The organism is Bacteroidia bacterium (assembly GCA_033391075.1).
GTDB lineage: Bacteria > Bacteroidota > Bacteroidia > J057 > J057 > JAWPMV01.
This window is the reverse complement of record JAWPMV010000001.1, coordinates 1,683,736-1,695,682: the sequence shown is the minus strand read 5'-3', so window position 1 is coordinate 1,695,682 and position 11,947 is coordinate 1,683,736. Positions and strand designations below refer to the sequence as shown.

The 11,947-nt window shown below is 41.0% G+C and carries 7 protein-coding genes; 4 read left to right on the top strand and 3 right to left on the bottom strand.

Annotated elements, in window-relative coordinates:
- Positions 1 to 25 precede the first annotated feature (25 nt).
- Positions 26 to 1,576, bottom strand: coding sequence for a trehalase family glycosidase (locus R8P61_06745; protein ID MDW3646739.1), 1,551 nt, complete (start codon positions 1,574 to 1,576; stop codon positions 26 to 28).
- Positions 1,577 to 1,682: 106 nt separating this feature from the next.
- Positions 1,683 to 2,846, bottom strand: a complete 1,164-nt coding sequence (locus R8P61_06740) for an MFS transporter (GenBank protein MDW3646738.1) — start codon at positions 2,844 to 2,846, stop codon at positions 1,683 to 1,685.
- Between the two features lie 240 nt (positions 2,847 to 3,086).
- On the opposite strand from R8P61_06740, the gene R8P61_06735 reads away from it, so the two are divergent.
- On the top strand, positions 3,087 to 3,545 hold the full coding sequence (locus R8P61_06735) for a hypothetical protein (GenBank protein MDW3646737.1): 459 nt from the start codon (positions 3,087 to 3,089) through the stop codon (positions 3,543 to 3,545).
- Positions 3,546 to 3,639: 94 nt separating this feature from the next.
- Here R8P61_06735 and R8P61_06730 read toward each other — a convergent pair whose 3' ends face one another.
- Positions 3,640 to 4,239 (bottom strand): hypothetical protein, encoded by a 600-nt coding sequence (locus R8P61_06730; GenBank protein MDW3646736.1) that lies wholly within the window; start codon positions 4,237 to 4,239, stop codon positions 3,640 to 3,642.
- A gap of 816 nt (positions 4,240 to 5,055) precedes the next feature.
- Between R8P61_06730 and R8P61_06725 the strand changes: the two genes are divergently transcribed.
- The 3 genes from R8P61_06725 to R8P61_06715 all read left to right on the top strand — a co-directional run bounded on the left by R8P61_06725 (position 5,056) and on the right by R8P61_06715 (position 11,862).
- The gene (locus R8P61_06725; GenBank protein ID MDW3646735.1) at positions 5,056 to 5,754 is read left to right on the top strand and encodes a hypothetical protein; all 699 of its coding nucleotides are present in this window, start codon (positions 5,056 to 5,058) and stop codon (positions 5,752 to 5,754) included.
- Between the two features lie 159 nt (positions 5,755 to 5,913).
- Positions 5,914 to 9,021, top strand: a complete 3,108-nt coding sequence (locus R8P61_06720) for a hypothetical protein (GenBank protein MDW3646734.1) — start codon at positions 5,914 to 5,916, stop codon at positions 9,019 to 9,021.
- Between the two features lie 27 nt (positions 9,022 to 9,048).
- Entirely contained in the window at positions 9,049 to 11,862 is a 2,814-nt protein-coding gene (locus tag R8P61_06715; GenBank protein MDW3646733.1) for a hypothetical protein, read from the top strand.
- The last annotated feature ends 85 nt before the right edge of the window (positions 11,863 to 11,947 follow it).

Below are 11,947 nucleotides of genomic sequence, written 5' to 3'. Positions count from 1 at the left end.
TACTTAAAGCGATCAGAATCGCTCCTTATTTCTGTTGATCCAGTAAGGCTGTAACTACTCCATTTGTCCACCCAAAACCGTCCTGATTGGGATATTCTCCTCCTCCTGCGGTCAAAGTAGTATCCATTACATTGTATTTTTCCATCATTTTACCCGTATTCCGATAAACTTTTCGATTGATATTTATCCATCGATTTGCCGCTTCATTAGCTACAGCCTCATATCCATAGTTTTTCAGGCCATTGATGCTGATCCATTGCAAGGGAGCCCAGCCGTTGGGAGCGTCCCATTGCTGACCGGAATTTTGAAGGGACGTAACAAATCCTCCGGGCTTCAGGAATTCAGATTCCAGGGTGTTTTTAACTCCAGAAGCCTGCTCTTCACTGGCTATTTTCATAAAGATTGGAAAGGCTCCTGCAAGCGTTCTACGTCCGGTATGTTTTTCGTTGAGAACATGATAGTCCTCAAAATATTCGCTTTCCTCATTCCAGAACAATTGCTGGATATTTTCTTTGCGTTGTTTTGCAGCTTTTTCAAAGAATAATTGCTTTTCTTCATTTCCAGCCAAATCATATCCCTGAGCTAATAAATCTTCCAAATAATATAAGAGACAATTCAGATCTACCGGAAGAATATCATTGATCTCTATACTTGCCAGATTTTGATTGTCAGCAAACCATCTCGTACTATAATCCCAACCACTCATGGCGCCGCTTCTCAGATTGCTATATAATTTTTGTCTGGCTTCATCGGAGTTCAATTCCTCTGCCAATTCGAAATCCTCTCTATAACTTTCAGGTCGAGGAGTAATACCTGTGTCATGGTATTTATTCAAAGTCATTCCCTTCACATTCACCTTTTTATTATCCAGCATCCAATAGTCATATTCCTTTTGTAATTGGGGAACATACTTCAGCAACTTATCATCATTTTCCCTTGAGATAGCTCCTACCATCAGGGCAAAGAAAGGAGGCTGGGAACGAGTCAGATAATAGTTTCTATTTCCATTGGGAATAAAGCCTAAAGAATCAATCAGGAAGGCAAAGTTATCAAGCATTTCCTCTGCCAAAACAGGATCATGCAAGAGTAAGCCTTCAATCGTAAAATAGCTATCCCAATAATAGATCTCACGAAATCTTCCTCCAGGCACTATATATCTTTTGGGTAAGGGGAGCAGGGAAGCATGGGGATTGAACTGATCAGGATTTCGAGTAAGTTCGGACCATAGAGCGGCTATATGCTCTTCCATGCTACGGTTAAGGTCTGATTTAAAGGATTCCTGAAAAGCTCCGGGCAATTCAAAATTGGCTTCTACAAAGCTTTTCAAAGCAAATCCCTCAGAATCTTTTACCAATGCATAGGCATCGATAATTTCTGAGAGGGCTCTTTTGGGAACTGCATCTGAAAAAGTCTTGCTATCTGGATACAAATGGGCAAGCTGAATATCGTGGTAAAGTTCGCTGCCATAATAAGCCGCCGGAGATAATATCTTAGGGGCTTGTGTAGTAGTAGTTTTGCAGGCGCTTAAAGAAATAATAAGGAGTAGAAAAAATACGCCTGGATTCCGTTTTATCATGTCAATTGCTTTCAAATAATTAGCTAGCTGATTCGCTATGGCTGCAATTTACAAGAAAATGCATGGATTTTCAGCTAAGCGAATTAACTCTTGGATCTCTGCGGACCTAAGAGTCTTTCAGCGCAATCAGCCCTAGAAGGGGGCCTATAGCCAAAAATATAAAGGCATATTCCACTGGAATGACATTCACCAAAAAACCTATCAACTGAATACTCAAAATACTGATAGCAAAACCGATGCAATTCACGATAGTCAATGCACTACCTTTTAATTCAGGATTGGCATTATCTGCTACGAGTGTAGAAAACAGGGGAGAATCTGCGACAACAACCGCCCCCCAAAAAAGAAGGAAGGCCAGAAATAAGTAGGGAGAAGAAAGCCTGAACATGAAGATACAGAGGATACAACAAAGCAATGAGAGCAATAAGGCCCTGGCAGCTGTTAGTTTTGTACCCTGTTTTTTTGCTATATATCCTCCCAACATACAGGCCAATCCTCCAATCCCGATAATCAGAAATGACCAGAGTGAAATATCAAAAGATGATGAAGGATGAATCGATTGGAAATAAATGAGCATAAAAGGAACAAAAGCCCAGAAAGCATAGAGTTCCCACATATGACCGAAATACCCAAAAGCAGCTGATCTGAATCCTCGGGATTGAAAAATGTTCGCAGCGGCTTTCAATTCCAGTTTTTTCCCTGGGACTCTATGGGGTCCATCGGGAACCAAAAAGAAAATCAAGCCCCCTCCTAATACTGCCAAAGAAGAAGTAATAGTGATAATCTGCGTCCAGTTTTCGGTAGAAAAAAAACCGGATAGGATGTGAGGGAAAGCTGTACCAAATACCAGAGCACCTACCAGAAAACCCAGGGATTTGCCCAGCCCTTTTTTAAAATAATCAGCAGCTATTTTCATTCCTACCGGATAAATACCAGCCAGAAAGAAACCCGTCATAAATCGAAAAAACACCAAACTCAATAAGCTGTTTGCCTCCCAGATGGTTCCTAAATTGAAAGTCGCACCCAAGATTGCACTAAGAAAGAAAACCCTAGATGGGGAAAAGCGATCAGCAATCGCCAGGAAAGCAAAGACTAGCGTTCCACAGATAAATCCAAATTGGACAGAAGAAGTCAGATAGCTAAGGGCTGTTTCGGCCAGCTCAAAATCTTCAATTAAGGCCTCCATTACAGCATTTCCGGCAAACCATAAAGACGTACAAAGAAATTGAGCACCTACAATGATAGGTAGTATCCTTTTTGGGGGATGCATAAATTTGATGTTGCTTTCGAAGGGAAAATACGAGTTAATAGTTTCTCGATTTCCCATGAAATAAATTGTCTTCTTATAGGCAAAAAAGCAAAAATACTGCCTATTAAAAGCAATTCCTCGGAATCTACCAGGCCCACATAAAATCTACCTGTTCAAATATTTTGAACCCATGCTTTATACAAAACCTTGAATCGAACTTGATTTTTTTCTACTTTGCCTATTACCCATACGTAAGCAAAAATGACTCCCAACAAGGCCAAAGGCTTGTATGCGCTATTCACCCAGGCTGAGCTTATTGCTCTCTTTGATGCGTCTATACATTTTCCTATCTACCGGCCGGGCAAGATCAAATACTTTTCAAAGCGACTCAGTCCCTTTAAAAATCGTAGGCAGGGAGTCTATTTTCTTACCCTTAAAGGAGCAGTTGTTTATGTAGGTGCTACGATGAAAGGAATACAGGCGCGCTGCAATTTTCATCAATCCAATAAAGCCTTCGATGCTGTTCATTTTTTGGCCTTGAATCTGAAATGGGAAAGTATCACCCAATACGAAAGAGACTATATCAGTCTTTTTGATCCCTATTTTAATGATGAATTATTTTCCAGAAGTCTGAGTTGCCATATTCCCCGAGAAATGATCGAAAGACAGGCAGCAATCCAATACGACCTTCAGCAAAGAATATTTTCAGAGTTTGCCTGAGGCACAGGAAGCACCCCCAGACGAGGATGCTCCAATCGCGCTTTTCCCATAAGGAGCGCTCATAATTTGTAAGCTCTTATTTAGGCCCCACCTATTATTTGGCAAAGGCAATACCATCTTTCGAATCGATCTGCTCCTCGAATGTGATAAGCCTGACTGTCTCTAAAGAGAATTTAAATTCCCCGATGCTGCTCTTCAGGCTGAGAGTATCTGTTCCGAGAGATATCACTTGCCCAATCATATTGATATCATTGGTCAATTCAATCCGAACAATAGGATGTTGCCCTTCATCCATTTCAGATTCGAGTCTATCATAACTTCTCAGCAATTTTTTACCATATCGTTGAACATTCAAACGGAAAAGAGTGAGGATATCCTTCTTGAAGGATTTTATGCGCTCTTTACCGCCTTTTAATTCTATTTGCAACAGGAAGAGGTTTTCTTTCAATTGAAAAACTCGGGCAGAAAGAAAATCTCTCTTATGAACATCTTCGATTTCCTGAAAACGGTATCGAAAGTATTCATCATGGTCAATCTCCGGTCCGATTAACGGACTGATGGAAACAAGTTTTCCTGAATTGCTGCCTTGCATATCCAATGAAGCAAGGAAAAAGAAAAGACCACTTAAGAAAAAGCAATAAAGGGCTGAGCGGTTTTGCTTGATAAAGCATCTAAGGGAGGAGGTAGAATGCATGATCTTGATGTGTTAATGTGAGTAGTATTACAAACAAACATCAATCGTTCAAGGATTCGGAACGGATTTTTAGAAGGCATTCTAAGTTTTTACGGTAAAGCGCAAAACCCCCAATCGTCTAATTTTGGCTTTGGTGAATTTCCGTAATTCATCTGAAATCCAGATGGCAGTAGCTATTTAATGCCAATAATTTGCTGCATGATTGCAGATTTAAAGAGAACCCACCACCTCAGGCCCACACTCCCTTGACTCTACGATCCAAAGGAGTGACCACATATCCTGCAATCGTACTTATATCTTTCTTCATCCCAAACTGCCATATGCGCGTTCTTTCTCTCCTGAGAGAAACGGGGCCGCAGCGGAAGGGTCAAAAGAATGCCTGCAACCCTCGGAAAAAACAACGGTCTATTATACATCTGCGATCGTTCAGAAGTGTATAGATATGACACCTGCTTACTGATTTTTAAGAAAATTTCAAATTGTTTGATAGAATTTAGGGTATCAGGAGTGATACTTGTAGAAATAACAAACGTAGAAGAAGGCCTCCCCATCAGGAGCTGTGCTACAGTAACTATCAAAATTTTCTTAATACTCGTTCGATCCGGATATACCGATATCTGAACTTATTAAGTGATAGAAAGAATGCATAGCGTACTTACTTACTCATTAATCCTGTTCTTAATTAGCGGACCGATCTCTGTTAACAAATTAGCTGTTCAGAGGAAGGCTCCCGTCCAGGGACTTACCAATAATACTTGCAAAAAAAGCAAGCCTGGTAAGAATTTCTCCTACAAAGTTATTCATAAGGAACCCGTCATGGAAAATCTGCGTATGATCGGCAAGGTCAGCCGTTGCGGCGTTGATGCCGTAGATTCCAAGACAAAAAACATGGGCCGTGTATTGCGAGCCTTGAGATTTCAAAATATTTCGGAGAAAGTAGAAAAGAAATACGATCTCCCTAAAAACCTGGTTTTGGCTATGGTCATACAGGAAACAGGAGGAGCAGATATGCTACCCAATTGCCTGGATGATGGAGGAATTGGCATTTGTCATATGCAGGGAAGTACAGCCTCAGACTTTGGATTGAAGACGTACAAAGGCTTTAATCTACTGAAATCCAAGACCCACGGCAGAATGCTGAGAAACCTGATTGAAAAGAATAATTATGATAGAAAGAAACTCATACAACACGATGATCGCTTTCACCCCATTCTGAACCTCGATGCAGTCGGACGCATGTTGAGCTGTTTTAGAAAGCGAAGGAGGAAAGCTGACGAAACCGATATCCAGGTAGCTATCAAGCACTATGCAGGTGCATATAACTATCGACACTATTGGAGAAATGTCGTCTTTTTTCGCAAAACTTTAAACGATGAGAAATTTTTGCAGTCTTTAGAAAAAGAGTTCAACAAACGGAACCCGAACCTGAAGATAAATGGGAAAGCTGGAGATTTTGATGGATACATAAAGGCTCATCAAGAACAAAACATCAATTATGGTTTAGCAGCTTACTAACATAAAAATCCTCACATAACATATTTAAGTTATTTCGCGCAACTTTTTGTTGCATGGACCGGTATGGCTTTACCTAATGGTAAACACACATAGAGATCATTAATCTCGATCATTTACACCTTATTCTAGCGAAAAACAAAGCTCATAAATTCAATAGATATGTACGCTTTTCCCCTTAGACTATATGGGAGACGGATGCACGTATGCAACCTGAAAAAATCATACTACGAAGGTTCTGACCCTTTTCATCAGTTCTTCGTTCAGGAATCCCAGGGCAATCAGGAAATCCTCAAGATTTTTGATGATACAAATTTCGTCAGCCTCAACGGTACCGCTGATTTTAGTTTACAAAAAGCGATCTGTACGATCAGTGAACAAAAGGATTTCCCTAAAGATCGGATTCTTCCGGGTAACTCAGATTTACAGCAGGCATTCATCAAACTGAAGTTCGAACCCGAACTCAATTCAGGTTCCGGGCTCCTCTTAAAAAAAGGCGAGCAAAATGGGAGTAAAAGCCTAAAAATGGCCGACGATCAATTGTTTTTTTCAGTAGCTGGCCAAAGCTCACTCATCCTGAAAAAAGATAAAGCTAAAGATCCCAAAAAACACCTGGATCGGATTTATCTGGAAATAGAATTTCAGGCACCTCATAAAGGCCCAAGCTATCTCTGCACCCTGATTATACATATCATAACAGAAAAGGACCGTCAAAATCCGCTTTATCGAGGAATCATTGATTTCGGTTCTGATTCTCTGCAGATGCGGATTATCAATCCCCACGGGAAAAAGGATGATGTGGATATACTTTCACGCATCGCTGAAGATTTTTATGGATATAAGGAAGGGGAATTGCGCAGGAAGGACGGGCGAAAAATGTTCTACCAGGAATTGGAAGATGAAAGCTTGTTCAAATCAGATATCTTCATCAAAAATAAGCACGGAAAATCAGGCCCCAATGATCCTCCGGGACAGCCGGGTTCTGATCCCGAATTAGGATTCAGTCTGACACAAAGAGTTGAGGATTCTGAAGAATTGGTAAACGTTCTTACCAGCAAACAAATCGAGGACTTATGGGCAAAACACAGATTTTTGGCCCCCAATCTCAAACTCGCTGCACTAAAAGATTTTTTCAATAAGCGTATTCAGTTTGAAAAAGAAGCGGACAATCCCGATCCCATGGGTTCCAAAGATGTGAGTTTTTCCCAACTCAACCACCTGATTTACCGCATAGCGCTCAATAAGTTTTTACATACCCTTTTCAAAGTCATCCGGAAAGCGACACGGGAGCGGATTTCTCCCTATGTCCACCTGACGCTTCTGGTACCCAATGTATATCGTCAATCCCTGATCCATGAATTGATCGAAGGCTTGCTAAAAGACTGGCAGAAAGACTTATATGAAAGTTATCAGTTTGCTGGTCTGGAGATCCAGATTTTATCTGAAAGTGATGCGACTTTTCTCGGGATGCTCAATGAGCTCGATCCTCAATACCAGGATCAGTTTCTAATCATTGACGGAGGAAAGGGGACAACCGATATCTCCATTATTCGGGTAGACAAAGAGAATGAAGAAGGAGACATCAAAAGCTATTCGAGTATTTATCGAGATGGCTTTATTGGCGCAGGAAATCTCATCAGTTATTCTTTTATAGAAACTGTATTAGCCATTTTTTATTCAGAAGATGCCAACAAGCGTCGAGAGTTTATGGAAACCTATCTCCTCTCCCACTCTTCTGACGCAAATCTAAATGAGATTATCGAATTTTTAAGCTTGATCGAGCAATTGAAAATTTCCTTTAATGATCCAGCAACTCAGAAACTCAAAGCAGATGAAATAAGGACCCGTATCAAAGAAGCATATGTATTGGATCCAGCCTATCGATCCAATATGCGAGAAGATGGAGAAGAAATTTCTCTTACAGACTATGTAGATAAGAACGAATCCAATTCTCCACTCGCAACCCTGAATAAATGGATCATCAACATCTTCAAAATTGAAAACTACGATAGAAATTCTTTTCAGCGTTCCTTTTCAATTCAGGATGACTTTGGATTCATTGAGCAGCAGGTAGAAGAAATGGCCGAAACCTTTTGTCAAAATTTATCCTCTCTCAAAGTGGATGGCAAAAGACTGAAATTCAAAAAAATCCTTTTTGCAGGCAGGTCCTTTCTCTTTCAGGATTTACTCAAAAAAATGAAGGAGAAACTGAGTGATTTCGTATGGGAAACAGAAGGCCTGGCCGATAGCAATTTCATGACCATGGCCAACAATCCTAAAAAAGTCTGTCTGCATGGGGCCCTGGGTCAACAAGAGATCAATCATCTTTCTTCTTTAATAGGCATTCCATTCGTAAATCAAATAGAAGAGAACAGGCCCCATATCAATGGAGAAAAGAAAGAAGGAAAACTTAATGGAGAATCTACAGAGCCAACTTCAAAGCTTCAGAATGGAAAAAAAGCCCTGAACAAATTCCAGAACCAGTTGAAGCCCGTTGGAGATTGGTTTAAAAGAAATTTTGTGGTGCATTTGAGCAGGGGAAGCAGCCTATGGCACAACCGTAACATCTCAGAAGTCGACATCAATTTCTTCCTTTCTGGCTCCAACATCATCCCTCGTGGCTCCACTGTATTCATCAATGGCGACAAGGTCAATATTGAAAAATGGATGCAGGGACATGACTTCAAATTGTTTTATGGAGGAGAAGATTTCTATTGCAGGATTCTGGATGAGGATGGCAGGATAAAGGAGACCCGAAAAATCGGTCTTCAATTGGAGGATACTTCTCAGAAGGATGGCCTCCTCATCAAATCAGTCTTCCCTTTCATCGAATTAGGAGGATCGAAGTTACCCATATCCGTGATAGATCATCAGGCGCTAAAAGCAAAAGAAGAGCACGATAAATTGGCCCGTGAGCTGGCAGAAAAATACCTGGGAGCACATACCGAATTGCCCAATATGGATGACATATTCTCCGCAGATCCGATTCTGATTTCAGAGGAGTTGGAAGGACCTGATGAAGAAATCAAAGAGGAGAGTCTTGAATTGGTGCCCGTAGAAAGTTTCGAGCAATTGGGACTGGATCATGAAACTGGCAAGCGAATAAATGGAGAAAAAGCAGAGGAAATACTTCCCCTAAATGGGACAGAACACAAGGAAGAAGAAAATGAGGAAGAAGAAAGCTTAGGAGACGGCATCGGTTTGATTAGAGATCCTCAAAAATTGAAAAAGAATAAGCCAGATGACCTCAGCGATATCCTCGGTATTTAATCCTTAGCTACCCACACAATGGAAAAAATGAATCAACATATCAAGAGAGATCCCCTCTATTCCTATAGCATCATGGCTTTGTTATTGGGCTTGGGTTTATTCTTTTCGCTTATTTTTCTCTTTCCCTCACTGGAATTCAGAGAAAATCCACAAAAAGATCCAGCCGCCCAAACCCTGGAAAAGCTGCGAGCGAAGGCCCTTCAATTAAAGAATCCAGCAGGAGAAAAACATGGATTTATTCAGGGGAATAAACTCATACAGATTAAACAAAGTCGGGTAGTTCGGATTTACATGTCTCCAGGCAAGGACAGCCTCTATTTCGCTTACCCTAGTGGGAGCCTCTATATTCCGCTTCAGAAAGGGCCGATTTCCGCGACCTCTAATCTGGACTATTATCGCTTTTCCCAGGAAAACAAAGACAAACTGGACAAAGTTTTTTTAAGGAGTTTCAATGAAGTAATCTTTCCTTCTTTCAGGAATTATGAGGATATGCTTGCAGAAGCAAAACCGGATTTCATAATCGGGAACAGCAAGGAACAAAAAATAGCCCTCATCTTGAATCAGTTAGGAATTTCGGATGAAGCGGAATTGGAAAACCTCCTCAATGCCAGACAAAAGCCAAGTTATCAGGAGGTAATCATCAACTCCCTTGCCTTTCTATTGAAAGAAAAAGAAGAAATTTACCTGGAAGGAGGGGAATTTCAGGATGTAGCGGAGACAAAATCTCTGGAAAACCCGAATGATTTATTGCTTGCCCATATGAATAAGAACCTTCGGGCAGAAATTCAAACTCCATCTACCTACGTACCAAGCCAAAGCAATCCCTGGCAAGCCTGGTTCTTTCCCCTATTTTCAGCTTTGATGTTCGTTCCACTTGGTCTGAGTTTTTTTAGACTGAGAAAGAAAAAAGAACCAAAGGAAAAAGCCAATACCCCCATTGGTGATACAGCCAAACCTATAGAGAAAGTACAAATCTCTTCAACAAACGGAAGCAGAAAACTGGGCGACCGCACCCGAATTTTTGTCCACGAAATCGAGAGTGCAAAAGATAGCAAAGAGCTAAGTTTCATCCTTACTGAAAATAGCCGTGTCGCCGCCCATGAGATCAAAGAAGTAAGCCAAATTCTCCAACAGAAGATTGAAAAATTTCAATTAGCGCTTCCCAATGGAAGTAGTCATACCCATGGACAGGTAGAGAAAATAGAAGTTCAAATTCCACAAATAGCTTCTTCTGAAACGAATGGAGAGCAGTTGGGCATTCTCAACGAAATTCTCGATAAGCTCCAACAGAAAGAAGGCCAAAACGGCCTCTATACTGAGATAAGCAAATTGAGCCATGAACTGGAACGACAGGGTTCTGATTATAAAAACTTTCTCCAAACCCAATTCAACAAACAGGAAGAATTCCTCTATAAGCAATTGGAAACCGAACGGGAGAAAAGTTTTGAATTGGAAAAGACCTACCAATTACTTAATCAAAAGTATTCGGCTTTACTCGGTGAAAAATTGGGTTTGGATCAGGAATCGAAACTTAGAGGAGAAAGACTCACTAGTTATGAGAATTTTATTAGTCAACTATGCCTGATCATAAGCCGAAGCGAAATAGATAATCTATTAGATGATTTAAAGAGCTTCCTTCTGAACTCAGGAGAAATCCTAAATCTCCCGGAAAAAGAATTAAAGCCTTTGGGAGAAAAGCTGGATCAGGTAAATGGAGTAGATCAAAGTATACTCGACATAGTCGATATTCGAGCTGATATCCGTAAGGTGATTGGGAGTTTCGTCTCCTATATGGACAGCCACCATAAAACAGAGCTTCAAAAATCCTGGGCGAAATTATCAGATAAGCTGAGCCTCCATGAATCTTTCGAACTTCAGCTCAAGGGGGAAAGCAAGCTAGCATTGGGAAAACTGATAGATATCTGCAAACACCTGAATAAGGGTTCGGATAAAATACAAGAGCTGGAAAAACTGATCCATATCCTGGTGCTGGATAAGAATAGCAAAGGAGAAATTCAGAAGCATCTCAAAAATGCGCAGCTGATAGAGCAGGCGACGCAGCCAACGAAAATTACAATTGACAAAATCAGCACATCCCTTAAGCAAGACAAAGATGTCAAACTAGCCTTCATTTCTCTGGTTGATCAGGTGCTGGCTTTGTTGACAGACCTAAGTATTTATCAGGAATCCGGGCTTCACAAGCTCAATTTCAGACCAGAAGTAGTCAAACCTCTCATCAATGGCCTGATCTACCAACAAATACGCCTGGCCATCAGCGAAGAGAGCCAAAACAGTTTGGAAGAACTGGATAAAGTATTGACCGAATTGATCCCGGGTTTGAATACAGAAAAGGCTTTGTCTGAGTATCGGATTGGACCAGAAAGGGTCGCAAAATTCGGGACCATGATAGACATCTACAAACAGGTGATTCAGTCCAAGGGGCAGAACGATCTGGATGCAGATTATATCAAAAATCTCTACAAAGGCTATGGGCAAATGCTCAAAAAACTGGATCGTCTGGACCCCTTACATCTCAGCGAAGAAGAAAAGGTGGATTTTTATACAGAGCTCTTTCATCTGGGCCTTCACAGCTGCGATTACTTGAGATATCGTTCCTTGCCTTCTATTGAAATACATGAAGAAAGGCTCAATGTACATCTCATTCGCAAAACTCAGACGGTCAAAGACCTTGATCCCAAATCTTATAAAGCATTTTCTTTTGCCCCTGATATTTCCCAGGCAAGCAAAGTGATTCGCAAGCTCGCAACAGAATTGGGCATTAAAGAGTTGGATGGCGTACTCGTAAACGGCGTTTACCTCAGTCCCGATGTACTTAAATAATAGCCTTATGGACTCAAAAAAGGCGCGTTGGAGATGGAACGCACCTGGGCAAATGGATGGAGGAGTTGGCCTTGGTTTGTCCGTT

What these genes read in the sequence shown, in the direction of transcription:
- R8P61_06745 (MDW3646739.1), bottom strand. Translation starts at nt 1,576, where the DNA reads ATGATAAAACGGAATCCAGGCGTATTTTTTCTACTCCTTATTATTTCT.
- R8P61_06740 (MDW3646738.1), bottom strand. Translation starts at nt 2,846, where the DNA reads ATGCATCCCCCAAAAAGGATACTACCTATCATTGTAGGTGCTCAATTT.
- R8P61_06735 (MDW3646737.1), top strand. Translation starts at nt 3,087, where the DNA reads ATGACTCCCAACAAGGCCAAAGGCTTGTATGCGCTATTCACCCAGGCT.
- R8P61_06730 (MDW3646736.1), bottom strand. Translation starts at nt 4,239, where the DNA reads ATGCATTCTACCTCCTCCCTTAGATGCTTTATCAAGCAAAACCGCTCA.
- R8P61_06725 (MDW3646735.1), top strand. Translation starts at nt 5,056, where the DNA reads ATGGAAAATCTGCGTATGATCGGCAAGGTCAGCCGTTGCGGCGTTGAT.
- R8P61_06720 (MDW3646734.1), top strand. Translation starts at nt 5,914, where the DNA reads ATGTACGCTTTTCCCCTTAGACTATATGGGAGACGGATGCACGTATGC.
- R8P61_06715 (MDW3646733.1), top strand. Translation starts at nt 9,049, where the DNA reads ATGAATCAACATATCAAGAGAGATCCCCTCTATTCCTATAGCATCATG.